This is a genomic window from Methylobacterium sp. E-041, assembly GCF_022829665.1.
Taxonomy (GTDB): Bacteria; Pseudomonadota; Alphaproteobacteria; order Rhizobiales; family Beijerinckiaceae; genus Methylobacterium.
Window position 1 is genome coordinate 49,818 of the sequence record NZ_JAKSYQ010000263.1, and the last position, 23,594, is coordinate 73,411.

Sequence of the window (23,594 nt, forward strand, 5' to 3'; positions counted from 1 at the left end):
GGCGATCAGCCGAGCCCGCCCATCGCCCGGACCAGCGCCCACTCGGCCTCCGTCACCGGCTGCACCGAGAGGCGCGAGTTGTTGACGAGAACCATGTCCTTGAGCGCCGATTCTGCCCTGATCGCTTCGAGGGTGACGGGATTCGGCAGCGTCTCGACGGCGGCGAGGTCGACCATGCCGAACCGGCCGCTCGCGTCGGTGTGATCCGGGTAGTACGGCTTGATCACCCGCACGATCCCGACGACGGCCTTGCCCTCGTTCGAGTGGTAGAAGAACCCGAGGTCGCCGACCTGCATCGCCATGAGCTGCTTCTTGGCGAGGTGGTTGCGCACCCCGTTCCAGTGCGTGCCGGTTTCCCCGGCGGCGACCTGCTGCGCCCACGACCAGGTCGCGGGCTCGGACTTGTAGAGCCAGTGGGGCATGCGTCTCGTCGCTTGCTCGAAGATCAGGACCAGCCGACCGCCGCGGCCCAGAAGGCGAGGCTCGCCGGGTTGATCGGCGATCCGGCCCCTGCGTTCCGCGCGGTCGCGAACGCGTAGAAGTCTTGCGCCTCCGCCTCGCCGAGCAGGTCGCGGATCGCCGTGAGGATGCGGGTGATGCGCAGGTGGTTGTGGTCGTGGGGCGCGAGCCAGCGATCGGTGTCGGCGTAGAACCGACGCATCCGCGCGAGCGCCGCGCGCAGGCCCTCGCGGGCGGCCGGATCGCGACGGATCGAGTCCGCCTCCGCCGGCGTCAGCACCGGCGCACCGGGCACCGCGCGGCTCGCCTGCTCGAGGGGGAAGCACCATTGGATGAAGTCGTGGACCGCCTCGATGCGGTCGTCGTCGAAGGCGAGCACGGTGGCCAGCGTGCGGCCGGCGCCGTCGGTGCCGCCGCCCGCGAGGAAGGCCTGGATCGGGGTCATTCGGATTCCGCCTTCAGGGGGCGGGCAAGCAGCGCAGCGACCACGTCCTCGACGCTCGCCTGCCCGGCCACGATCGCCGCGACGGCTTCGGCGACCGGCATCTCGATCCCCTGCCCGCGGGCGAGCCCGACCAGAGCGGTGGCGGTGAAGGCACCCTCGGCGAGCTTGCCGCCGGCGGCGGCTTCCGGCGTGGCGCCCGCCCCCAGGGCGAGGCCGAAGGCGAAATTGCGCGATTGCGCGGAGGATGCGGTGAGCACCAGGTCGCCGAGCCCCGACAGGCCCATCAGCGTCTCGGGCCGGCCGCCGAAGCTTCGCGCGAACCGCATCAGCTCGGCGAAGGCGCGGGCGATCAGGGCGGCGCGCGCGCTCTCGCCGAGGCCGCGCCCGGCGACGATGCCCGATGCGATCGCGAGCACGTTCTTGCCGGCGCCGCCGATCTCGACGCCGCGGACGTCGTCGGTGTGGTAGAGCCGCAAGGCCGGGCCGGACAGCAGGCGCGCGAGGCGCGCCGCGAGGTCCGCATCCGCGGCCGCCAAAGTGACCGCCGTCGGCAGGTTGCGCGCGACGTCCACCGCGAAGCTCGGGCCGGACAGCACCGCCACGGGCGTACCCGCCGGCAGCACCTCGGCCGCCACCGCGCTCATGAAGGCGCCGGTCGTCCGCTCGATGCCCTTCGAGCACAGGATTACCGGCGTGCCCGGCGCGAAGGCGGGCGCGAGCTGCCCGAGCACCGCGCGGGAAGTCTGCGCCGGCGTGACCAGCAGCACCGCCTCGGCGGCGGCGAGGTCGTCGGCCTCGGCCGTCGCCCGGATGCGCGGATGCAGCTTCACGCCCGGCAGGTAGCGCGGGTTCTCGCGCTCGGCTTCGAGGGTGGCGGCGGATCGGGCGTCGCGCAGCCACAGGGTGACCGGGCGCCCGGCCGCGGCGGCGGCGTTCGCCAGGGCGGTGCCCCATGCGCCGCCGCCGACGACCGCGACGGGTCGCGCGTTCTCGCTGCTCATGCGGGGTCTCCGGAACAATCCGCCGCCGCGAGCCGATAGAGCACGTGCCGTTGCAGCGGGTGGCCGGCGGTCAGCGCCGGATGGTCGAAATCGGCCTCGCGCACCATGCCGAGCCGCTCCATCACCCGTCGCGACGGCGCGTTGGCCACCGCCGTGAACGCCACCACGCTCGGCAGCCCGCAGCGGCCGAACAGGTCGGCGAGCGCCAAGCGCGCGGCGCGCGTGGCGATGCCGCGCCCCCAGGCCTCGGGGCTCAGGCGCCAGCCGATCTCGATCAGGCTGCCCGGGCGCTCGCCCCCGGAAAACGGCATCGACCGCATCAGCCGCATCGCCCCGACGAAGCCGAGGAACGGGCCGCCCGGCTCCTCGACCGCCCACGGCCCGAAGCCGTCGGCCTCGAAGCGGCGGTCGAGCGCCCGCGCCTCGGTCAGGCTCTCGGCGGGCGATTTCAGCTTCGGGAAATGGCGCATCACGGCGGGGTCGGCGTTCAGGCGCGCGAACGGCTCGTCGTCCGATCGGCGCCAACGGCGCAGGCGCAGCGAACCGGTCTCCAGGGTCTCGGGGGCCTTGGGCAGCCGGCGCTTGCCGCGCCACAGCAGGGAGCGGCGGTTGAGCAGGGCGAGGTCGGCGCGGCCGGCGAGCACGGCGTTGCCGAGGTCGATCGCGACCGCGAGCCGGTCGGGCGGCATGTTGGCCCAGGCCGGCGCCGCCACGCTCTCGCGCCACGGCCCGTTGCAGGCGTTGTCGAGCAGGATGCGGGCGAAGCAGTGGTCGTTCACGACGGGCCAGTCGGGATGGTCCGGCGCGGCCTGCGGCAGGAGGCGGTCGACCAGCTCGCGCCACCGCGCCTGCGGCTCGCCGACGGGGGCCGGAGCCGCCTCCGGCCCGGGCTCCGTCACGCGGAGATCGCGTAGATTGCCGCGCGAGAGGATGTGGCGGGCGGCGCCGCTCATCCGGCGCTGGCCTCGGGGCGGGGGGCGTCGGCGAAGGGCCAGCGGGCGCGGGCCGGCGCGGTGATGTCGTCGGTCAGCCCGAGGCGCAGCCGCTCGATGCCGGCCCAGGCGATCATCGCGCCGTTGTCGCCGCAGAGCGCCAGCGGCGGGGCGACGAAGGCGAGGCCCGCCTCGCCCGCGAGCGCGGCCAGCGCCCGCCGGATCGCGCCGTTGGCCGAGACTCCGCCGGCGGCGACGAGCGCGGTCGGGTGGCCGGCGACGGTGGAGAAGGTGCGCAGCGCCACGCGGACGCGGTCGACCACCACGTCGACCACCGCGGCCTGGAAGCCGGCGCAGAGGTCGGCGACGTCGCGCTCGGCGAGCGGCGCGGTGCGCTCCGCCTCGATCCGCAGCGCGGTCTTCAAGCCGGACAGCGAGAAGTTGGCGTCGCGGCGCCCGAGCATCGGCCGTGGCAGGGTGAACCGCTCCGGATCGCCGGCTTCCGCCATGCGCTCGACCTCGGGGCCGCCGGGATAGGCCAGACCCAGGAGCTTGGCGACCTTGTCGAAGGCTTCGCCGATGGCGTCGTCGATGGTGCTGCCGAGGCGCACGTAGTCGCCGACGCCCTTCACCGCCACGAGCTGGGTGTGGCCGCCGGACGCCAGCAGCAGGAGGTAGGGAAAGGCCAGGCCGTCGGTCAGCCGCGCGGTCAGCGCGTGCGCCTCCAGATGGTTGACCGCGAGCAGGGGCTTGCGCGCCACGAGCGCCAGGGTCTTGGCGGTGACGAGACCGATCAGCACCCCGCCGATCAGGCCGGGGCCGGCCGCCACCGCGATGCCGTCCACGTCCTTGAGGGCCAAGCCGGCGCGGTCGAGCGCCCGCGCGATCAGCCGGTCGAGCACCTCGACATGGGCGCGGGCGGCGATCTCCGGCACCACGCCGCCATAGGCCGCGTGCTCGGCGATCTGGCTCAGCACCTCGTTTGACAGGATGACGCCGCGGCCGTCCTCCCCCGGCGCGACGATCGCGGCGGCGGTCTCGTCGCAGGTGGTCTCGATGCCCAGCACGTTCATGGTGACGATCGACGCTTCCGTTTCCGCGCGAACCCGCCCGCCCCGTGTATCCGCACCGGACGCCCCCCGGCAACGACCGGGACCGCCTCAGGGCGCGTCGGCGTCGTCGGCCGGATCGGCCTCCGGGATCGGCGCCGCGCCCCAGCCGGCCAGCACGGCGTTGAGCTCGTCGAGAACGAAGTGGCGGGCGCTGTCGCGGTCGTAGCCCTCGGCGAGGAGGTCGTCGTAATCGGTGAAGACGTGGCGGGCATAGGCGACGAGCGCAAGCCGGGCCGCCGTCTCGGGCGCCGCCCCGCGCAGGCCCGGGCTGGCGAGCGCCGAATCGACGATCGCCTCGGCCTCGAACCCGGGCAGGCGCCGGGCGAGCCGCGCGAGCGCATCGGCGACCTGCTCGCGACGGTTGCGCGGTGCGCCGCCGTCCTGTCGCGCTGCGGGCAATCGACGCTCCCCTCTCCGCTCCGGCGCGATCGGCCGGCCTCGATGTCGGCGTGCCATAGTTTTTGACCAGGTGCACGTTAGGATGGGTTGCATCGACGACGCGCCCGATCGGGATCCGCACGAGGACGTGCGGCCGGCCGCACGCGCGACGCCCCGGAGACGACCATGATCCGCCGCCTCGCCTTCCTCCTGCTGATCCCCGCCCTCGCGACCGCCCCCGCCCTCGCCGAGAAGGCCGCCACCGGCGCGACCGTGCCGCGGCCGTCCGGCGCGCCCCCCGCCAGCGAGGCGAGCAAGGCCTCCGCAATGAAGGCGGCGAACGAGGCCGAGATGATCAAGGCGCAGAAGGCCTCGGCCGCCCGCGACAAGGCCTGGGACGCCCGCACGCGCAACTCGATGTCCTCGATCTGCAAGGGCTGCTGAGGGCACGGGTCCGAGCGCGCCGCACCGGCGGTGATCCGGTTCGAGGGCGTCTCCAAGCACTTCGCCGGGGCGCCCGGCCCCGCCGTCGACCGGCTTGACCTGACGATCCCCGAGGGCACCACCTGCGTGCTGATCGGGCCGTCCGGCTGCGGCAAGTCGACGACCCTGCGCCTGGTCAACCGCTTGATCGAGCCGGATGCCGGCCGCATCATGCTCGGCGGGCACGACGTCGCGGCCGTCGACCCGATCGCGCTTCGGCGCGGCATCGGCTACGTGCTCCAGGGCATCGGCCTGTTCCCCCACCGCAGCGTCGCGCGGAACGTCGCGACCGTGCCCGAGCTGCTCGGCTGGCCGAAGACGCGGATCGCGGCGCGCGTCGACGCGATGCTCGACCTCGTCGGGCTCGATCCGGCGCTCTACCGCGACCGCCGCCCGGACGCGCTCTCCGGCGGACAGCGCCAGCGCGTCGGCGTCGCCCGAGCGCTCGCCGCCGACCCGCCGGTGATCCTGATGGACGAGCCCTTCGGCGCGGTCGATCCGGTGGCGCGCGGCCGGCTCCAAGCCGAGATCGGCGCGATCCTCAAGCGCCTGTCCAAGACCGTGCTGATCGTCACCCACGACATCGACGAGGCGATGCTGATGGGCGACCGCGTCGTGCTGATGCGGGCTGGCCGCGTCGTCCAGGCCGATGCGCCGCAGGCGCTGCTGGCCGCGCCGGCCGACCCGTTCGTTGCCTCCTTCGTCGGCGAGGACCGGGCGCTGCGGCGCCTCGCGCTGCTCACCGTCTCCGAATCCGCCGAGCTCGGAACGGCCGCCGACGCGCCGGAGATCGCGGACACGGCGACGTTGCGCGATGCGCTGTCCATGATGCTGGCAGGCGGTCGCACCCGGCTCGCGGTCGCCGGTCCCGCCGGGCCGCACGTGGTGACGCTCGATGCGGTCCGGCGGGCGGGCGCGGTCGGCAAGCGCGAAGCCTGATACCGAACGGCTCGGCCGTCGCCGGTTCTGCACAGGCGATCCGGCCTGCCCCGACCCGGCACTTCCGACCACCGCCGTCGTTCCGGGTCCGCGCAGCGGAGCCCGAAAGCCAGAGTCGCCGAAGCGGCAGGTGGGAGCACGACCTGCGGTTCCGAATTCCGGGCTCGCCACCGGCGCTCCGGAAATGCCGGGCGGCTATGACGGGCGACGGAGGGACGCGTGAACGCGCGCGAGCGCGCGACACGTCCGCCCCCTGGACATGGAAAAGGGCCGCCCTTTCGGACGACCCTTCCCAGCGGCACGACGGTGATCCGTCGATCGGCTCAGCGCGAGTAGAACTCGATCACCAGGTTCGGTTCCATCTGCACCGGGTACGGCACCTCGGTCAGGCCCGGCACGCGGGTGACGCGGGCGGTCATCTTCTGGTGGTCGACCTCGATGTAGTCCGGCACGTCGCGCTCGGGGAGCTGCGAGGCGACGACCACGATCTCGAGCTGGCGTGAGGCTTCCTTGACCTCGATCAGGTCGCCCGGCTTCACGAGGTAGCTCGGGATGTTGACTCGGCGCCCGTTGACCTTGATGTGGCCGTGGTTGACGAACTGGCGCGCGGCGAACGGCGTCGCCACGAACTTCGAGCGGTACACCACGGCATCGAGGCGGCGCTCGAGCAGGCCGATCAGGTTCTCGCTCGAGTCGCCGCGCAGGCGGATCGCCTCGGCGTAGTAGCGGCGGAACTGCTTCTCGGTGATGTTGCCGTAATAGCCCTTGAGCTTCTGCTTGGCGCGCAGCTGCGTGCCGAAGTCGCTCATCTTGCCCTTGCGGCGCTGGCCGTGCTGGCCGGGGCCGTACTCGCGGCGGTTCACGGGGCTCTTCGGGCGGCCCCAGATGTTCTGGCCCATGCGGCGGTCGAGCTTGTGCTTGGCCTGAATCCGCTTCGACATATCGCGTGTCCTCTCGCAAACGAGATAGTGAGGAACGCGCCCTCCTCTTCCCGCCGGCCTTGCGGCCCGGGACGACAGAGCCGCCTCGAAGGCGACTCACGGGTGCGTATGAAAACGCCAAGCGGCCCCTGAAGGAGCCGCGGTGACGAGCGGTTCGTAGTCGAGGCGGCCGGGCCGGTCAATCCTAAGCCCCCGCCCGCGCCTCTCGACCAGCCGCTGCCGCGCCGGGAAACGCGCCGTCCCGTATCCTTGACCGTACGTCCCAAACGCGTCGGGACCGCCTGCGCGCGCCTGGACCGCGAACGGCCGGGCCGGCATGCCTCGTCGCTGGACTTCACGCCACTGCCTGGACGACGATCGATGAACCGTGCCCTCTCTACGCTCCTGCTCGCCTGTGCGCTCGCCGGCCCGGCCCCCGCCTCGGCCGAGACGCCCGAGGAGCTCGCCTTCGGCTTCGGCCAATTCACGGGCGCCGCCACCATCTGCAAGATGCCGAAGGATCAGGTCTCTCAGCTCGCCGACACCATGCTCACGGGCTCGGGCATCGACACCGGCGGCCCGAGCCCGGCGATGACCCGCTTCAAGGAGGGCGTCGCCGACGGCGTGCGCTCGATGTCGGCGCCCGACGCGGCCACCTGCGCCGAGGTGAAGTCCGCCTTCGACGAGGCTTATGCGAAGCTGAAGTGACGCGGCCGCGCCGGCCTCAGGGCCGCGCGGCGAGGAAGGCCAGCACGCCGTCGCGATGCGGCTTGGCGCCGACGGCGGAGCTGTGGTCGCGGCCTTCGAGCTCGAGGCTTCGCGCGTTCGGCATCAAGGCCGCGAGGCCCGGGCCGGAGCCCGCGACGGTGTCGAGGGTGCCGACGCTGACGAGAACCGGCACGTTGATCTGCCCGATCTCGGCGCGCGACAGCGTCTGGCGCGAGCCGCGGATGCAGGCGGCGAGCGCGCGCAGGTCGCTCTTCGTCTGCTCGGCGAAGGTGCGGAAGGCGGCGGCCGTCGGGTTCGGCGCCTTCGCGCCCGCCGGCGCCTCCAACGCCTCGGCGATGCCGGAGGGCAGGCCCTTGCCCTCGACGAGATGCAGGCCGAGGCCGCCGATCAGCGCCGAGCGCACCCGCGCGGCGTGGTCGAGGGCGAGGTGCGCAGTGATGCGCCCGCCCATCGAGTAGCCCATCACGTTGGCGCGCTCGATCCCGAGATGGTCGAGGAGGCGCACGGCGTCGCCGGCCATGTCCTCGGAGCCGTAGCGGGCCGGGTCGTAGAGCTTCTCGCTCTCGCCGTGGCCGCGGTTGTCCAACGCGATGGTGCGGTAGCCGGCCTGCGTGAGCGTGCGCACCCACGTCGTGTTGACCCAGTTGACCACGTGGTTCGAGGCGAAGCCGTGGATGAGCAGGATCGGGTCGCCGCTGCCGCCGGAGGCCGGCACGTCGATGTAGGCGATGCGCACGCCGTCCGAATCGAAGCTGTCCATGGTCGCCGCTCCTCGTCATGCGTACCGGCCCGCGCGGTCCGTGCCGGCTGTAAGAGCCGCGGCGCCGATCGGCAACGCGCGTGATGCTTGCCCGCGGGCGGCGCGGCTGGCATCAGCCCGGCATGAGCGACCTTCAGCCCTACGGCACCTACGCCCCGGCCGGCCTCGTCGCGGCGATCGCCCGGCGGACCGTGCGGATCTCACCCGAGTCCTGGCGCGGACGGCGGATGGCGATGTTCCTGCGCCGCCTCGCGATCACGCTGATGCGCGGCAAGCCCCTCGACGTCGAGCGCCTCGGCGCCCGGATGCGGCTGCACCCCTACAATAACAATTGCGAGAAGAAGGTGCTGTTCACGCCGCAATTCTTCGACCCGCAGGAGCGCGCCCTGCTCAAGGCGCAGCTTCGGCCGGGCTGCGTCTTCCTCGACATCGGCGCCAACATCGGCGCCTACGCCCTGTTCGTGGCCGCGTTCGCCGGCCCGCAGGCACGGATCGTCGCGGTCGAGCCGCAGCCCGACGTGTTCGACCGGCTGACCTTCAACATCGCGCAGAATGCATTCCATTCGGTCAAGGCCGTGGCCTGCGCGGTCGCCGACAAGGCCGGCGAGCTGACGCTGTTCGTCGATCCGCGCAATCGCGGCGAATCGAGCCTCAAGATCGTCGGCACCAACGAGAGTGCGCAGATCAAGGTGCCTGCGGTGACCCTGATGGACCTCGTGCGCAGCGAGGGCCTGACCCGGATCGACGCGATCAAGCTCGACGTGGAGGGCGCCGAGGACCTGATCCTCGAGCCGTTCCTGCGCGAGGCGCCCCCTGCCCTGCTGCCGACGCTGCTGGTGATCGAGGACGGCACCGACCAGTGGCAGATCGATCTGCCCAAGCTCCTGGAAGGCCACGGCTATCGCGAGATCGGCCGCACCCGACTGAACCGGATGTTCGAGCGGAGCGCCTGAGCAGGCTCCGATCGCGAAACCGGCATCCGGTTTCACCGATCCTGCGAGGATCAGGTCGGCGCCGCGCGCCGCGGGTCGAGATGCGTGTTCTCGTAGAGGTCGCCGACCATGCAGATCGAGCCGAGCCCGGCGAATTCGATCACGTCGCCGGCCGAGCGGAGCACTCGGACCGCCCAAAGGTCCGCCGCGTCGCGCTCGTGGATCGTCACCGCGACCGCATCCTGGTCGACGATCACGATGCAGCGGTTCGGCGGGTGGTCCCGATAGAACCGGAGCTTGCTCGCCAGGATGCGCCCGCGGTCGCTCGCCGACGGCACCTCCATCACGAGATGGAAGCGATCCGTGAAATTGCGCTCGGTGTCGATGTCGGTGTCGATCATCGTCACCTCGGGCTCGGGTCGATAGGGCGAATCCGGCGAGACCTCGATCCCGATCTCGCGGTCGGCGTGCCATTCCGGGCGGCGGCTCCTGAGCGCCGCGTTGAGATGGCGCTCGAAGTTGCTGGCGATGCGCTGATGCCCGATCCGCGGCGCCGCCGACTGCATGGGAAGCCCCGCGATCAGTTCCCATCGCTCCTCCGACGGACGCGTCTCGAGGAACTCGCGGAAGTCGGCGACATCGAACAGGACGGGTTCACGGATCGCGCGATCGGCCATCGGGATGCCTCGGGCGGCCGGAGCGCACGCCGCAGCCTCGCCACCACCGTACCATGCGCCGGGGAGCGCGGAAAAATGCGCGTCAGGGCGGCGTGACGATCGGGATCGCGTCGGCGATCGTCACGCCCTCCCGGTCGATCCGGCAGCGATAGGCGTAGGTCTCGACCCCCGCCGCACGCGCCAAGCGAAAAGCCCGGTCGAAGGCGGGATCGATGTCGCGGGCGACGTCGAAGGCGTCCGCCCGCATCTGGACCACGACGATCACCATCGCGCGCCCGCCGGCCGCGACGACCTCGGCGAGGTCCCGCATGTGCCGCGCGCTGCGGGCGGCGATGCAGTCGGGAAACTCGGCGAGGCCCGCCCGCCGCATCAGGTGGCAGTTCTTCACCTCGACGTGGACCGGCGGCAGCCCCTCGCCGCTCGCCACGAAGTCGACGCGGCTCGCCGCGCCGTAGCGGACCTCCGGCCTCAATGCCGCGTAACCGTCGAGCGGCGCGAGACCGCCGGCGGCGAAGGCCTCGGCGACGAGCGCGTTCGGGCGCATCGTATTGATCCCGACCCATTGCGGGCCGCCGGGCAGGTCGGCCTCCACTAGCTCCCAGGAAAACTTCAGCTTGCGCGTCGGGCCGTCGGCGGGCGAGAGGAGCACCCGGTTGCCGGCCGCGTTCAGGCCCATCATCGCGCCGGGATTGGCGCAATGCGCCGTGACGCGCGTGCCGTCGGCGAGGTCCACGTCGGCGAGGAAGCGCTTGTAGCGCTGCACCAGGCGGCCTTCGATCAGGGGTTCGGGAAAGCGCATGGTGTCCGGGCTGCGTCGCGGTGGCGGTCCATAGCCGACAGGCGCCCGCGCATGAAAGCGCCGTCGGTGGTCGCGCAGCCACCGCCGCGCTATCTGCGGCGGGACCGAGGACGGCGAGCCCCATGACAATCGATTCCACGAGCATCACCGCCGCGATCCTGGTGATCGGCGACGAGATCCTGTCCGGCCGGACGAAGGACAAGAACATCGGCACGATCGCCGACTATCTCACCGCCGTGGGCATCGACCTGCGCGAGGTTCGGATCGTCCCCGACGAGCCGGACGCCATCGTCGGCGCCGTGAACGCGCTCCGGGCCGGCCATACCTACCTGTTCACCACCGGCGGCATCGGCCCGACCCACGACGACATCACCGCCGATTGCGTCGCCAAGGCCTTCGGCGTCGGCATCGACGTCGATCCCCGCGCCAGGGCGATGCTGCTGGAGCGCCACAAGCCGGAGGACCTGAACGCGGCGCGCCTGCGCATGGCGCGGATCCCGGACGGCGCGGACCTGATCGCCAACCCGATCTCGAAGGCGCCGGGCTTCCGCATCGGCAACGTCTTCGTCATGGCCGGCGTGCCGTCGATCATGCAGGCGATGCTCGACCAGATCGGCCCGACGCTGCCGACCGGCGCGCGGATGCTGTCCGAGACGGTGGAGGCCGGCAACCTGCCCGAGGGCAACTACGCCGCCGACCTCGCCGAGATCGCGAAGGCCTACGCCGACGTGTCGATCGGCTCCTATCCGTCGATGACGAAGGACGGGTTCGCCAACCGCATCGTCGCCCGCGGCAAGGACGCCGCCTCGGTGGCGCGCGCGCGGGCCGAGATCGAGGCGCTGGTGTCGCGCCTTCGCGGCTGACGGCCGATCCGTCCCTGAATCCGGTTCGTGGAGCGTTTGCGTGATGGCCGAGCCGAAGCAGGACGACAAGGAAGCTCGGCGCGACGCGCACAAGGAGGCGGTGGCCGGGATCGGTCGCCCCGACGCCTTCGTCCTGCACGAGGTGATCCGGCGCGAGGGCAACGAGGAACTGCGGCGGAACGGGGGGGCGCTGTTCCTCTCGGCCTTCGCAGCGGGGCTCAGCATCGCGCTCTCGCTGATCGTGCCGGGGGTGCTCAAGACCCACCTGCCCGAGGGCGAGTGGACCAAGATCCTGACGACGATGGGCTACGCGGTCGGCTTCCTGGTGGTGGTGCTCGGGCGCCAGCAGCTGTTCACCGAGAACACCATCACGCCAATCCTGCCGCTGCTGCACGACCGCTCGGCCAAGACCGCGTGGCGGGTGCTGCGGCTGTGGATCGTCGTGCTGTCGGGCAACATCCTGGCGACGCTGGCGATCGCCGCCGTGCTGGCGCATTCCGGCGCGTTCGAGCCATCGGTCAAGGCAGCCTTCGCCGAGATCAGCCATCAGGCCATCGCGTTTCCGTTCTGGGACACGGTGCTGAAGGCGATCTTCGCCGGGTGGATGATCGCCCTGATGGTGTGGTTCCTGCCGGCCACCGGGACCGCGGCGCCATTCGTGATCTTCCTGATGACCTGGCTGGTCTCGCTCTGCGGGCTCGCCCACATCGTCGCCGGCTCGGTCGAGGCGTTCTACCTCGTGGTCACCGGCGCGGCGACGATGGGCGAGTACGCCGAGCGCTTCTTCGTGCCGACGCTGCTCGGTAACGTCTTCGGCGGCATCACCCTGGTCGCGGTGCTGAATTACGGCCAGGTCGCGCCCGAGGTCGAGGAGAGCCGCGAGGTCGAGGAGGCCGAGGGCGGCCCGAGCCAGGACTGAGAGGGGGACTGCATCCGCTTCGCGACGGAGAGGCGTGACGGAGCGCAGCCCATGTTGGCTTTCGCGCTGAAACGACCCAAAACCCTCTCTCGAAACGCGGGGGTCGCGTCCGTGCCCGGTTCTCGACGCGGTCACGCCCTGAGGAAACCGAGGACGAGGAGCGCCGCGCATGCGGCCGGGAATGGGACGATGCGCTCGCTGAAGGTCCGCTTCGCCTTGCTGCTCGGGTCGATCACCCTCGTCGTCGTCCTGGCGGCGGCGGGCGTGCTCGCGGCGATCGGGGCGGCCGAGCGCACCATCGACCGGACGCTGGCGGCGCAGGGCCGCCTCGAGCTTCTGGCCGAGCTGTCGGGCCGGATGACGCAGTTCGGCATGGCGGCGGTCGAGACCATCGGCAATCCCGATCTCGCACCGGAGGCGATGGGGATCGCGCGCAGCAACGTCGACCGGGCGCTCACGACCGTCGACGAGGCGCTGTCGAGATCCGTCGCCGGCAGCGACGACCCGCAGGACCGGATGCAGTACGCCCTGCGAAGCCGCCCGATGGCGCAGCTGCGCGCCGCCCGCGTGATCCTCGACCGGCAGGTGGCGCAGATCGTCCGCCAGACCGATCCGGAGAAGCGTCAGAACTCCATTAAGGGCGCGCTCAACGGCTTCGGTGCGATGACCGGCCAGCCGCTCTCGTTCCTGATCGAGGCAGAGCGCCGCAGCATGGTGCTCGGCTCGGATGCGGCGCGCGACCTCTCGCAGCGCCTGCGGATCGCGGCCGCGCTGGCGGTGCTCGCGGCGCTCGGCCTCGTGGTGCTGCTGTGGCGCAGCATCACCCGCCCGACCCTGGCGCGGATCGAGGCGGTGCGTCGCGCCGCGGGCGCCATCGGCGGCGGCAAGCTCGACACGCGTCTCTCCGTCGCGACCCGGGACGAGCTCGGCCTGCTGGTCGCCAACGTCAACCGCATGGCCGCGCGCCTGTCCCGGCGCGAGGGCCGCGTCGCCACCGACCGCGCGGCCCTGGAGGACACGGTGGAGGCGCGCACCGCCGACCTCCGCGCCGCCAACGCGCGCCTCGAGGCGGTCGACCGCTCGCGACGCCGCTTCTTCGCCGACGTCAGCCACGAGCTTCGCACTCCGCTCACCGTCATCCTCGGGGAATGCGACCTCGCGGCCCGCGCCGGCCCGCGCATCACCGACCACGCCCCCGCCTTCGCCACCATCCGCAAGCGCGCGATGCGCCTCAAGCTGCGCGTCGAGGATCTTCTGCGGGTGGCGCGCTCGGAATCGGGCGAGATCGAGCTCGACCGCCGCGCCCTCGAGCTCGCGCCGGTCCTGGCCGAGGCGGTCGACAACCTCGCCTCGGAGGGCGCCCGCCGCCGCGTCGCGCTCGCGTTCGAGCCGGGTCCGCGGAACCTGGAGGTCCTGGCCGACCGGGAATGGCTGCGCCAGGTCGTCGAGAGCCTGATCGACAACGCCCTGCGCCATGCCACCGGCCTCACCCGGGTCGAGGTCGCCCTGGCCGGCGGCGGCACGGCGCCGGCCCGCATCACCGTCACCGACGACGGGCCGGGTTTCGGCGACCGCGAGCAGAGCCTGTTCGAGCGCTTCCGGCGCGGCGACCGCCCGGCGGAGATGGGGTTCGGGATCGGATTGGCCCTGGCGCGCTGGCTGATCGAGCAGCATGATGGCACCATCGTTCTCGGCGCCGGCGAGAACGGCGCTGGGGCGCGGGTGACCCTGGAGATCCCACTCCTCGACCTGACGCTCGACGACGTGACGAGCCGAGACGAACGACAGATTCGGAAGGACGACGCGGCATGACGCGAATCCTCGTGGTCGAGGACGACATCGACATCCGCGGCCTTCTCACCCGCGGCCTCGAGGCGGAGGGGTTCTCCGTCGGCACCGCCGGCTGCGTCGGCGACGCGCTCGCGTCGGCGCGGAACGAGAGCCCCGAGGCGGTGGTTCTCGACATCACCCTGCCCGACGGCTCGGGGCACGACGTCTGCCGCAGCCTGCGCGAGGGCGGCTATCCCGGGCCGATCCTGTTCCTCTCGGCCCGCGACGAGATCCGCGACCGCGCCGAAGGCCTCGCGCTCGGCGCCGACGACTACATCGTGAAACCGTTCGTCTTCGACGAACTGGTGGCGCGGCTGCGCACGCACCTGCTGCGCCGGCAGGCGGCGGAGGGGTCGCGCACGCTGATCAACGCCGGCAAGCTCGTTCTCGACCTCGACACCCGCCAGGTCACCTGCGGCGAGGCCTCAGCCCGCCTGACCCCGCGCGAGGCCGAGCTTCTGGCGATGCTGATGGAGAGCGTGAACCGCCCGGTCACCCGAGCCGACATCTTCGAGCGGCTGTGGGCGAGCCAGGGCGGCCTTTCCCTCAACGTGGTCGACGTCTATGTCGGCTACCTGCGCTCGAAGATGGCCGACTTCGTCCGGCACGGCGGCCCGCTTCTGGTCACGGTTCGCGGCCGCGGCTTCATGCTGGACTCGCGTGGGCCGGACTACCGGCACTGACGCTCGCCACGGAGACGTCGCGTCCCGCGGGAGCCTGCGACGCCGAAGCCTCACAAAAAATTTGGGAGCATTAGGCAATTTAGTGCTTGATGCCGGGGCCGGAATTGCGGATACCCGTGCCGCGCCGGAAAACAAAAGCGCCATCAGTGTCTTAGGGTACTCTTAAGTTTACCTTTCGGCACCGGATGTTCGTAATCAGACGGAGAAACACCATGACCTGGGCTGCCCCGATCGTTTCCGAAATCTGCGTCGGCATGGAAGTCACCAGCTACGAGTCCGCCGAGATCGACACCTTCAACTGAGGTATTGCGCCGAGCTGAGGGTTGTTGGCTGCATCGGACCACTCCATGCGCGTCCTGATCCTCGGCTCGGCTGCCGGCGGCGGGCTTCCCCAGTGGAATTGCCGCTGCCCGAACTGCCGGCTCGCCCGCAGCGAGCCCGACCGCGTCAGGCCGCGGACCCAGTCGAGCATCGCCGTCTCCACCGATGGCGGGGATTGGCTCCTGGTGAACGCCTCGCCGGACATCCGGCAGCAACTCTTCGACAACCCGGCGATGCATCCGCGGGAAGGCCTGCGCCACTCGCCGATCCGCGCGGTGCTGCTCACCAACGGCGACGTCGATCACGTCGCCGGCCTTCTGACGCTGCGCGAGGGCCAGCCCTACACGCTCTACGGCACCGGCAGCATCCTCGGCTCGGTCGCCGAGAACCGCGTCTTCGACGTGATGGCCGAGGGCGTCGTCGTCCGGGAGGCGATCACGCTCGGCAAGCGCTTCGAGCCGCTGCCGGGACTTGCGGTCACGCTGTTCTCGGTGCCCGGCAAGGTCCCGCTCTGGCTCGAGGATGCCGATCTCGAGCTCGGCGCCGAATCCGAGAGCACGGTCGGCGCGATGATCGAGGCCGGCGGCCGCCGCCTCGCCTACATTCCCGGCTGCGCCCGCGTCACCGAGGATCTGAAGGCCCGGATCGGCGGGGTCGACGCGCTGCTCTTCGACGGCACGGTGCTGCACGACGACGACATGATCCGCGCCGGCGTCGGCACCAAGACCGGATGGCGCATGGGGCACGTGCCGATGCGGGGCGACGGCGGCTCGGTCGCCGGCCTGAAGGACGTCGCGATCGGTTCGCGCGTCTTCGTCCACATCAACAACACCAACCCCGTCCTCGTCGAAGGCTCGCCCGAGCGCGCGGCGGTCGAGGCGGACGGATGGGTCGTCGCCCATGACGGGCTCACCCTGAGCCTCTGACGGCGACGACCGGGCGCGGTTGGCATTTGTCGGCCCCGCGACCTATCTCATGACGGGACGTGCGCGATTCGATTGCGCCGCGAAGCCGCCGCTAGACGCGGTGATCGACAGACGACCAGGAAACGCCTCCGAACGGACGCTTGGTGACGCCATGAACGCAGTGTTCCCGACCCCTCAATCCGACACGTCCGAGCGCCTGCTCAGCCCCGACGAGCTCGAGGCGGCGCTGCGCGACATCGGCGCCCGGCGCTATCACAACCTGCATCCGTTCCACCGCTTGCTGCACGACGGCAAGCTGAGCAAGGATCAGGTCCGGGCCTGGGCGCTGAACCGCTACTACTACCAGGCGATGATCCCGGTGAAGGACGCCGCGGTGCTGGCGCGGATGACCGACGCCGCGCTCCGCCGCGTCTGGCGCCAGCGCATCGTCGACCACGACGGCGATGCGCCGGGCGACGGCGGCATCGAGCGCTGGCTGAAGCTCGCCGAGGGCGTCGGCTTCCGGCGCGACTACGTCGAGTCGACCGCCGGCATCCTGTCGGCCACCAAGTTCTCGGTCGAGGCCTACGTGCACTTCGTCGCGGAGCGCTCGCTGCTGGAGGCGATCGCCTCGTCGCTCACCGAGATGTTCTCGCCGAACATCATCTCCGAGCGCGTTTCGGGCATGCTGAAGAACTACGACTTCATCACCAAGGAGACGCTGGCGTACTTCGAGAAGCGCATGACCCAGGCGCCGCGCGACGCCGACTTCGCCCTCGACTACGTCAAGCGCCATGCCACCACGCCCGAGCTGCAACGTCAGGCGATGGCGGCGCTGACCTTCAAGTGCAACGTGCTGTGGACCCAGCTCGACGCGCTGTACTTCGCCTACGTCGCGCCCGGGATGATCCCGCCCGACGCCTGGACGCCCGGCACCGGGCTCGTCGCCGAGACGCAAGGGGGGGCGCCCGGCACCGGCCGCCTGTCGGCGACCGACGTGCCGCGCCTGCCCCGCGGCGTGCGGATGCGGTTCGACCAGACCCGCGACAAGCACGTGCTGCTCGCCCCCGAGCGCACCTTCGACCTCGACGCCAACGCCGTCGCGGTCCTCAACCTCGTCGACGGCAAGACCAGCGTCGCCGCCATCGCCGACCGGCTCGGCGAGACCTACGCCGCCGACCCGCGCGCGATCGAGGTCGACGTGCTGGCCATGCTGAACGACCTCGCCGGAAAGAGGGTGCTGGAGCGATGAACGCGCTGACCCCGAACGCGGCGGCGATCCCGGCCCCGGTCGGGCTGCTCGCCGAGCTGACGCACCGCTGCCCGCTGCGCTGCCCGTACTGCTCGAACCCGCTCGACCTCGACCGACGCTCGCGCGAGCTCGACACCGCGACCTGGCAGCGGGTGCTGACCGAGGCCGCGGGCCTCGGCGTGCTCCATGTCCACCTGTCCGGTGGCGAGCCGACGGCGCGCAACGACATCGTCGAGATCACCGAGACCTGCGCCAAGCTCGGGCTGTACTCGAACCTGATCACCTCCGGCGTCGGCGGCGCCCTGTCCAAGCTCCAGGCGCTCTACGACGTCGGCCTCGACCACGTGCAGCTCTCGGTGCAGGGCGTGGACGCGGCCAACGCCGAGAAGATCGGCGGCCTGAAGAACGCGCAGCCGCAGAAGATGGAGTTCGCCGCCACGGTGACCGAGCTCGGCCTGCCGCTGACGCTGAACTCGGTGATCCACCGCGGCAACATCCACGAGGTCGAGGGCTTCATCGACCTCGCGGTGAAGCTCGGCGCCAAGCGCCTCGAGGTGGCGCACACGCAGTATTACGGCTGGGCCTACGTCAACCGCGCCGCGCTGATGCCGGACAAGGCCCAGGTCGATCAGTCGATCCGCATCGTCGAGGCGGCCCGCGAGCGCCTCAAGGGCCAGCTCGTCATCGATCTCGTCGTGCCGGACTACTACGCGAAGTACCCGAAGGCCTGCGCCGGCGGCTGGGGCCGCAAGCTGATCAACGTGACGCCGCAGGGCAAGGTGCTGCCGTGCCATGCGGCCGAGACGATCAGCCATCTCGAGTTCTGGCACGTGACCGAGCATTCGCTCGGCGACATCTGGGCGAACGCCCCGGCCTTCACCGCCTATCGCGGCACCGACTGGATGCAGGAGCCCTGCCGCTCCTGCGACCGGCGCGAGAAGGATTGGGGCGGCTGCCGCTGCCAGGCGCTGGCGCTCGCCGGCGATGCGGCGGCGACGGACCCCGCCTGCTCGCTGTCGCCCCTGCACGCCAAGGTGCGGGCGCTCGCCGTCGAGGAGGCGGCCGAGACGCCGCCCGACTACACCTACCGGACGATCGGGGCCAACATCCCGGCGCCACGCAAGGAGGACGCCCTCTCGTGAAGTGTTTCGTGATCGTCGCTGCGCTGCTTGCCGCGACCCCGGCGCTCGCCGTCGAGGGGGCACCCGCCGCCCCGGCTCCTGCCCCCGCCGCAGCCGCGCCGGAACAGGCGAACGCCGCGGCGCCCCCGAGCGCGGCCGACCTGCTGTTCGAGCAGCCGCAGCTGAAGAACGCCGCCGCCGGCTCGACGCTGACCTACGACTACCTGCGCCGGTCCGGCATCGCGAAGGGCCCGTTCGGGCCGCCGCTCGACGACACGATCAAGCTCACCCTCGAGCCGGGCACGGGCGGCGACGGCCGCAACATCGCCGTCGAGATGTTCTCGGGCACCAACCGGTTCCCCGCCGGCCCGTTCGAGGACATGTCCGGCAACCCGGTGATCCCGCTGTTCCTGGAGAACCACCTGACCAATCTCGCCCGGGTGCTGCAGGCCAACCCGCGCTACCTGAAGCTCGCGATCCGCAAGGGCCTTCGCGACGGCGCCACCGTCACGCCGATCAAGGTCGACTACAAGGGCCGCTCGGTCGACGCCTGGCAGGTGGTGTCCAGGCCCTTCCTCGGCGATGGGATGGCCCAGCGCATGCGCGGCATGGACAACATGACCTACACCTTCGTCACCTCTCTCGAGGTGCCCGGCGAGATCGTCTCGATCGAGGCGCAATCGAAGAATGCCGAGGGCGGCGAACTCTTGGAGGAGCGGCTGAGCTATGATCAGAAAGCTGGTTGAGGGCTTTGCCCTGTCCGGTTTCGCGCTGACGATGCTGGCGATGCCGGTCGTCGCGGCGGATGCCGAGAACGACTACCCGACCGACGCGCGCGTCGATTACGTCTTCGGCTGCATGGCCGCCAACGGCCAGACCCGCGAGGCGATGCAGCGCTGCACCTGCTCAATCGACCAGCTCGCGGCGATCCTGCCCTACGACAAGTACGTGCAGGCGAGCACCGTGCTCTCGATGCGCCAGGGCATCGGCGCGCGCTCGAACGAGTTCAAGTCGACCAAGGTGTTCGACGACAAGGTCGCCGACCTCCGCCGCGCCCAGGCCGAGGCCGAGATCCGCTGCTACCGCGGCTGAGGCGTCGCCCAGGAACCTTGGAGAGGCCGCCCGGTACCGGGCGGCCTTTTCTCATGGCAACGGGCGCCGTTGCTTCGCCCGGAAAAACCGGCCACATCGACGCGGCGGGAGCCGCCCGCGACGAGCCAGAGAAGCGACGCCCCTTGAGCCATCGACCCGCCGCCCTCGCCGGCTTGCTGCCCGAACTGGGCCGGCGGACCCTCGTGATGGGCATCCTCAACGTCACGCCGGATTCCTTCTCGGATGGCGGCCGCTTCGTCGGCGAGGAAGCCGCCTGCCGGCAGGCCGACGCGCTGGCTGCCGAGGGCGCCGCGCTGGTCGATATCGGCGGCGAGTCCACCCGCCCCGGCCATGTTCCGGTGCCGGCCGAGGAGGAGCAGGCCCGCGTCCTTCCGGCGATCCGGGCCCTGGCGAACCGGCTCTCCGTCCCGATCTCGATCGACACCTACAAGGCCTCGACCGCCGAGAGCGCGCTGGCGGCCGGCGCCCGCATCGTCAACGATGTCTGGGGCCTGCAGCGCGAGCCCGACATCGCCCTCGTCGCCGCCGACCACGGCGCGCCGGTGATGATCATGCACAACCGCGAGACGATCGACGCCGGCCTCGACATCGTCTCGGACATGCTGCGCTTCTTCGAGGTCTCGCTCGGCATCGCCCGCCGGGCCGGCATCCCCGACGGCGACATCGTGCTCGATCCGGGCATCGGCTTCGGCAAGAGCTGGAACCAGCACCTCGAAGCACTGCGGCGCCTGCCCGAGATCCGCGCCCTCGGCTTCCCCATCCTCGTGGGCGTCTCGCGCAAGTCGCTGCTCGGCCGGCTGCACGACCGCGAGACCGCGCCGGCCGACCGGCTCAACGGATCGCTCGCGGCGCATGCGCTTGCCGCGACGCTCGGCGCCGACATCGTCCGCGTCCACGACGTCGCCGCCCATGTCGACGCGATGCGCGTGGTCGACGCCGTCCTGCGCCCGGGAGACCGCCGATGAGCGACCGCATCCTCGTCGAGCGCATCGCGGTCTTCGCCCATCACGGCGTGCTGCCCGAGGAGACGCGCCTCGGGCAGCGCTTCTACCTGTCGCTCGATGCGGCCCTCGACCTGGCGCCCGCCGGCCGCTCCGATGACGTGACGCGGACGGTGAGCTACGCCGACCTCGCCGCCATCGCGGTCTCGATCGCCACCGAGCGGCGCTTCGACCTGATCGAGGCGCTGGCCGAGGCGATCGCCGGCGAGATCCTGGCGCGGTTTCCGGCTCTCGAGGCGATCACCGTCCGGGTCGACAAGCCGAGCGCGCCGGTTCCCGCGAACCTCGACGGGATCGCGGTCCTGATCACCCGCAGGCGGGAGGCCCGGGCATGATGCAAGCCTATCTCGGCCTCGGCAGCAACATCGGCGACAAGGCCGGGCATCTCGCCGCCGCGGTGCGGGGGCTCGCGGCGGTTCCCGGCATCCGGATCACCGCGCGGTCGTCCGACTACCGCACCCCGCCCTGGGGCGAGACCGATCAGGACTGGTTCCTCAACGGCGCCCTCGCCATCGAGACCGACCTCGACCCGCACGCCCTCCTCGATGCCTGCCTCGGCGTCGAGCGCGATCTCGGCCGCATCCGCGAGCGCCGCTGGGGGCCGCGCGTGATCGACATCGACGTGCTGTCCTATGCCGGCGCCGAGGTCTCGGACGAGCGCCTCGTCCTTCCGCACCGCTACGTCCGCGAGCGCGCCTTCGTGCTGGTGCCGCTCGCCGAGATCGCGCCCGACCTCGTCATCGGCGGCGAGACCGTCGCCGACGCGCTGGCCAAGCTCGACCGCAGCGGCATCGAGCGGAACTGAACGCATCCCGGAACGACGAAGGGCCGGGCGTTCGCCCGACCCTTCGCGAGTGTTATGATATCCTGTCGACGACGCGTTCAGTGCGCGTTCGGCGCGAGCAGCTTGTTCTCTTCCTCTTCGAGCAGCGGCACGTCGAAGTCGCGAAGCACCGCTTCGATGTCGGAGCGGCGCTTGCGCAGGATGGTGTTCAGCGACCGCTTCCAGTCGTTCTCGCCGATCCGTACCGCCATGGCGATGCGGTAGCTCATCGGCGGGCGATCCGGCTCCTTCAGGAGCGGGATCACGTCCATCGCCGTGCCGCTCTGCTTGGCCAGCCACCCGGCGGACGGTCCCCAGAGCACCGCGGCGTCGATCTGCCCGGCCGCGAGGTCGGACACGATCTCGGCACCCACCGTCTGGTTCTTGCGGGCCGGGTCGAGCTGATACGGCGCGTAGGCCTTCATGCTCGAGATCAGGCCGAGGTCGCCCATCCGGTTGACCGGCGGCGTCCCGGCGATGACGCCGATGCGCTTGCCCTTGAGCTTGGGGTCGTCGAGCCCGGTCACCCCCGCCAGATCGCCCTGCTTCACGATGAGCGTGTAGACCGAGCGATAGTACGGATTGGTGTTCTGCACGCCCTCGCTGCCGAGAGCCGACCCGACGATCAGGTCGCACAGGCCGGTGCCGAGGGTGTTGCGGACGAAGCCGGGCCCCTGCGTCAGCCAGTAGTAGCGGACCTTGATCTTCAGCTCGTCGGCGATGATCGCCGCGATGCGGTTCTCGAAGCCGTCCTCCTTGCGCTCGGAGAACGGCATGTTGCCCGGGTCGCCGCAGACGCGAAGCACGTCGGCAGTGACGAGATCGGGGACGTTCTGCGCCGCCGCGTCCCGCACCCCTGCCAGGAGAGGCAGGAGCGCGATCGCGACGGCGGCGTGGGTGCGTGCGCGGCGCATCAGCCGCCCATGCACTCCTTCTCGGCTTTCTTGGCGGCTTCGGGCTTGTCTTCCTTGTCGCCCGGGCGGACGCGACCCATCGCGCCGGAAGCGCGGGCCTTCAGGTAGACGTAGAGGTCGTCCGAGTAGCACATGACGTTCTTGTTATCGCCGAAGGCGGGCATGACCTTCTGGTCGGACGAGCTCACGTCCTGCTTGCCGCCGGCCAGGATGCCGATGAACTCCTCGTAGGAGAGGTGCTTGAGCGAGTCCTTGAGCGCCGGCGCGTAGGTCGAGCCCATGCCGTCCGGGCCGTGGCAGACGTGGCACTCGGCGTGATAGCGGCGGTAGCCGGAGTAAGTGTACCAGTCGAACTTCTTGCCCGCGTCGGTGATGTGGAAGGTCGGGTGACCTTCGGCATCGAAGTACTTGCCCTCTTCGACCTTCACCGCGGCATCCTTCTTGAGGAGCTTGTCGTCGGGCTCGGCCGACTTGTCGTCGGTGTTCAGCGAGTTGGCGAGGGCGGGATCGGCGGGCTTGGCATCCTCAGCATGTACGGCGACCATCGAGACGGACGCTAGGGCGAGGGCGGCCAGGAACGGCCGCGTGACGGATTTGCTGAGGTAATGCAACGCAAAAATCTCCCTGGGACCTGAAGGTCGAGCCGCTCTCAGGCGGCCTTTCGCAGCCTTCTTGAGGGCATTCTAATCATAAGAATGCCGGCGCGGAAACCCGCGCCGGCACTCATTTCAGAGCGGCTTCGTGCGACCGATTAGTTCGGCAGCGCGAAGACGGTGAGCTGACCACCGAGGTTGGTGTAGCTCGAGAGGGCGGCGTAACCACCCACCGCGCCGAGACCGGCGTTCGGGTCGGTCAGGCCGGCCGCGAGGCCGATGCCGGCCCAGCCACCGACACCCGACAGGATGCCGACGTACTGCTTGCCCTTGTGCTGGTAGGTCATCACGTTGCCGATGATGCCCGACGGGGTCTTGAACTTGTACAGTTCCTTACCCGTCTTGGAGTCGACGGCCTTCAGGTAGCCCTCGAGCGTGCCGTAGAAGACCACGTCGCCGGCGGTGGCGAGAGCGCCCGACCAGACCGAGAACTGCTCGGCGTTCGACCACTTGATCTTACCCTCGACGCCGTCCCAGGCGATGAAGTTACCCATGCCGCCATGGCTGTTCGGCGCGGGGTACATCGACAGGGTCGCACCGACGTAGGGCTGGCCCGGGGTGTAGGTCACCCGGAACGGCTCGTAGTCCATGCAGACGTGGTTGGTGGGCACGTAGAACAGGTTGGTCTTC

General features: G+C 71.0%; 29 protein-coding genes and 1 pseudogene. 17 read left to right on the forward strand and 13 right to left on the reverse strand.

Translation table 11 applies throughout. From position 1 onward, the window contains the following. Positions 1–5: 5 nt before the first annotated feature. The 6 genes from MKK70_RS23675 to MKK70_RS23700 form a co-directional block, all read right to left on the reverse strand. On the reverse strand, positions 6–422 hold the full coding sequence (locus MKK70_RS23675; protein WP_243950318.1) for an EVE domain-containing protein: 417 nt from the start codon (positions 420–422) through the stop codon (positions 6–8). A gap of 23 nt (positions 423–445) precedes the next feature. Continuing rightward, positions 446–904, reverse strand: coding sequence for an opioid growth factor receptor-related protein (locus MKK70_RS23680; RefSeq protein WP_243950320.1), 459 nt, complete (start codon positions 902–904; stop codon positions 446–448). Beyond that, complete coding sequence (locus MKK70_RS23685) at positions 901–1,905, reverse strand: NAD(P)H-dependent glycerol-3-phosphate dehydrogenase (protein ID WP_243950321.1); 1,005 nt, start codon at positions 1,903–1,905, stop codon at positions 901–903. Before MKK70_RS23685 ends, MKK70_RS23680 begins: the two co-directional genes overlap by 4 nt. Next, positions 1,902–2,858, reverse strand: coding sequence for a GNAT family N-acetyltransferase (locus MKK70_RS23690; protein ID WP_243950323.1), 957 nt, complete (start codon positions 2,856–2,858; stop codon positions 1,902–1,904). Before MKK70_RS23690 ends, MKK70_RS23685 begins: the two co-directional genes overlap by 4 nt. Further along, positions 2,855–3,910 (reverse strand): tRNA (adenosine(37)-N6)-threonylcarbamoyltransferase complex transferase subunit TsaD, encoded by a 1,056-nt coding sequence (tsaD, locus tag MKK70_RS23695; protein WP_243950325.1) that lies wholly within the window; start codon positions 3,908–3,910, stop codon positions 2,855–2,857. The genes MKK70_RS23690 and tsaD overlap by 4 nt, the downstream gene beginning before the upstream one ends. A gap of 87 nt (positions 3,911–3,997) precedes the next feature. After that, entirely contained in the window at positions 3,998–4,348 is a 351-nt protein-coding gene (locus tag MKK70_RS23700; protein ID WP_243934404.1) for a DUF2293 domain-containing protein, read from the reverse strand. Between the two features lie 165 nt (positions 4,349–4,513). On the opposite strand from MKK70_RS23700, the gene MKK70_RS23705 reads away from it, so the two are divergent. Continuing rightward, the gene (locus MKK70_RS23705; protein WP_243934406.1) at positions 4,514–4,771 is read left to right on the forward strand and encodes a hypothetical protein; all 258 of its coding nucleotides are present in this window, start codon (positions 4,514–4,516) and stop codon (positions 4,769–4,771) included. A gap of 30 nt (positions 4,772–4,801) precedes the next feature. After that, positions 4,802–5,749 carry an ABC transporter ATP-binding protein gene (locus MKK70_RS23710; protein ID WP_243950327.1) on the forward strand — a complete coding sequence of 316 codons (948 nt, stop codon included), beginning with the start codon at positions 4,802–4,804 and terminating at the stop codon, positions 5,747–5,749. 323 nt (positions 5,750–6,072) lie between these two features. Here the strand turns inward: MKK70_RS23710 and rpsD are convergent, their stop codons facing one another. Continuing rightward, positions 6,073–6,690 (reverse strand): 30S ribosomal protein S4, encoded by a 618-nt coding sequence (rpsD, locus tag MKK70_RS23715; protein WP_147725774.1) that lies wholly within the window; start codon positions 6,688–6,690, stop codon positions 6,073–6,075. A gap of 360 nt (positions 6,691–7,050) precedes the next feature. Here rpsD and MKK70_RS23720 point away from each other — a divergent pair, with 360 nt between their 5' ends. Continuing rightward, positions 7,051–7,377, forward strand: coding sequence for a hypothetical protein (locus MKK70_RS23720; RefSeq protein ID WP_243950329.1), 327 nt, complete (start codon positions 7,051–7,053; stop codon positions 7,375–7,377). A 16-nt stretch (positions 7,378–7,393) separates the two neighbouring features. Here the strand turns inward: MKK70_RS23720 and MKK70_RS23725 are convergent, their stop codons facing one another. After that, positions 7,394–8,158 carry an alpha/beta fold hydrolase gene (locus MKK70_RS23725; protein ID WP_243950331.1) on the reverse strand — a complete coding sequence of 255 codons (765 nt, stop codon included), beginning with the start codon at positions 8,156–8,158 and terminating at the stop codon, positions 7,394–7,396. Positions 8,159–8,280: 122 nt separating this feature from the next. Here MKK70_RS23725 and MKK70_RS23730 point away from each other — a divergent pair, with 122 nt between their 5' ends. After that, a complete protein-coding gene (locus MKK70_RS23730) occupies positions 8,281–9,111 on the forward strand; it encodes an FkbM family methyltransferase (protein WP_243950350.1) in 831 nt (276 codons plus the stop codon). 50 nt (positions 9,112–9,161) lie between these two features. On the opposite strand, the gene MKK70_RS23735 is transcribed toward MKK70_RS23730, so the two are convergent. Then, positions 9,162–9,767, reverse strand: a complete 606-nt coding sequence (locus MKK70_RS23735) for a Uma2 family endonuclease (RefSeq protein ID WP_243950333.1) — start codon at positions 9,765–9,767, stop codon at positions 9,162–9,164. 82 nt (positions 9,768–9,849) lie between these two features. Next, a complete protein-coding gene (gene sfsA / locus MKK70_RS23740) occupies positions 9,850–10,566 on the reverse strand; it encodes a DNA/RNA nuclease SfsA (protein ID WP_243950335.1) in 717 nt (238 codons plus the stop codon). A gap of 122 nt (positions 10,567–10,688) precedes the next feature. On the opposite strand from sfsA, the gene MKK70_RS23745 reads away from it, so the two are divergent. The 13 genes from MKK70_RS23745 (at position 10,689) to folK (ending at position 21,379) form a co-directional block, all read left to right on the forward strand. Then, positions 10,689–11,429 carry a competence/damage-inducible protein A gene (locus MKK70_RS23745; protein ID WP_147725779.1) on the forward strand — a complete coding sequence of 247 codons (741 nt, stop codon included), beginning with the start codon at positions 10,689–10,691 and terminating at the stop codon, positions 11,427–11,429. A gap of 43 nt (positions 11,430–11,472) precedes the next feature. After that, complete coding sequence (locus MKK70_RS23750) at positions 11,473–12,348, forward strand: formate/nitrite transporter family protein (RefSeq protein WP_243934679.1); 876 nt, start codon at positions 11,473–11,475, stop codon at positions 12,346–12,348. Positions 12,349–12,537: 189 nt separating this feature from the next. Beyond that, entirely contained in the window at positions 12,538–14,160 is a 1,623-nt protein-coding gene (locus MKK70_RS23755) for a sensor histidine kinase (RefSeq protein WP_243950337.1), read from the forward strand. Further along, positions 14,157–14,861 (forward strand): response regulator transcription factor, encoded by a 705-nt coding sequence (locus MKK70_RS23760; RefSeq protein WP_243950339.1) that lies wholly within the window; start codon positions 14,157–14,159, stop codon positions 14,859–14,861. Before MKK70_RS23755 ends, MKK70_RS23760 begins: the two co-directional genes overlap by 4 nt. Before the next feature lie 212 nt (positions 14,862–15,073). Then, positions 15,074–15,163 carry a pyrroloquinoline quinone precursor peptide PqqA gene (gene pqqA / locus MKK70_RS23765; RefSeq protein WP_055889187.1) on the forward strand — a complete coding sequence of 30 codons (90 nt, stop codon included), beginning with the start codon at positions 15,074–15,076 and terminating at the stop codon, positions 15,161–15,163. A 45-nt stretch (positions 15,164–15,208) separates the two neighbouring features. Further along, a complete protein-coding gene (gene pqqB, locus MKK70_RS23770) occupies positions 15,209–16,108 on the forward strand; it encodes a pyrroloquinoline quinone biosynthesis protein PqqB (RefSeq protein ID WP_243950341.1) in 900 nt (299 codons plus the stop codon). 151 nt (positions 16,109–16,259) lie between these two features. Further along, positions 16,260–17,339, forward strand: a complete 1,080-nt coding sequence (gene pqqC / locus MKK70_RS23775; protein ID WP_147842605.1) for a pyrroloquinoline-quinone synthase PqqC — start codon at positions 16,260–16,262, stop codon at positions 17,337–17,339. Further along, the gene (gene pqqE / locus MKK70_RS23780; protein WP_243950343.1) at positions 17,336–18,481 is read left to right on the forward strand and encodes a pyrroloquinoline quinone biosynthesis protein PqqE; all 1,146 of its coding nucleotides are present in this window, start codon (positions 17,336–17,338) and stop codon (positions 18,479–18,481) included. Before pqqC ends, pqqE begins: the two co-directional genes overlap by 4 nt. Continuing rightward, a complete protein-coding gene (locus tag MKK70_RS23785) occupies positions 18,478–19,206 on the forward strand; it encodes a hypothetical protein (RefSeq protein WP_243950345.1) in 729 nt (242 codons plus the stop codon). The genes pqqE and MKK70_RS23785 overlap by 4 nt, the downstream gene beginning before the upstream one ends. Next, on the forward strand, positions 19,187–19,552 hold the full coding sequence (locus MKK70_RS23790; protein WP_405043440.1) for a hypothetical protein: 366 nt from the start codon (positions 19,187–19,189) through the stop codon (positions 19,550–19,552). The genes MKK70_RS23785 and MKK70_RS23790 overlap by 20 nt, the downstream gene beginning before the upstream one ends. A 206-nt stretch (positions 19,553–19,758) precedes the next feature. Then, positions 19,759–20,538 (forward strand): dihydropteroate synthase, encoded by a 780-nt coding sequence (gene folP, locus MKK70_RS23795; RefSeq protein WP_243934691.1) that lies wholly within the window; start codon positions 19,759–19,761, stop codon positions 20,536–20,538. After that, positions 20,535–20,909: a dihydroneopterin aldolase gene (folB, locus tag MKK70_RS23800; protein WP_147725789.1), complete on the forward strand. Its 375-nt coding sequence runs from the start codon at positions 20,535–20,537 to the stop codon at positions 20,907–20,909. The genes folP and folB overlap by 4 nt, the downstream gene beginning before the upstream one ends. Then, positions 20,906–21,379, forward strand: a complete 474-nt coding sequence (gene folK / locus MKK70_RS23805) for a 2-amino-4-hydroxy-6-hydroxymethyldihydropteridine diphosphokinase (RefSeq protein ID WP_243950346.1) — start codon at positions 20,906–20,908, stop codon at positions 21,377–21,379. The genes folB and folK overlap by 4 nt, the downstream gene beginning before the upstream one ends. A gap of 77 nt (positions 21,380–21,456) precedes the next feature. On the opposite strand, the gene xoxJ is transcribed toward folK, so the two are convergent. The 3 genes and pseudogenes from xoxJ to xoxF5 all read right to left on the reverse strand — a co-directional run. Further along, entirely contained in the window at positions 21,457–22,311 is an 855-nt protein-coding gene (gene xoxJ / locus MKK70_RS23810; RefSeq protein WP_243934463.1) for a rare earth element methanol dehydrogenase accessory protein XoxJ, read from the reverse strand. Next, entirely contained in the window at positions 22,311–22,856 is a 546-nt protein-coding gene (locus tag MKK70_RS23815) for a c-type cytochrome, methanol metabolism-related (RefSeq protein WP_210247496.1), read from the reverse strand. Before MKK70_RS23815 ends, xoxJ begins: the two co-directional genes overlap by 1 nt. A gap of 206 nt (positions 22,857–23,062) precedes the next feature. Next, a pseudogene (gene xoxF5 / locus MKK70_RS23820) lies at positions 23,063–23,594 on the reverse strand (lanthanide-dependent methanol dehydrogenase XoxF5); the annotation flags it as partial.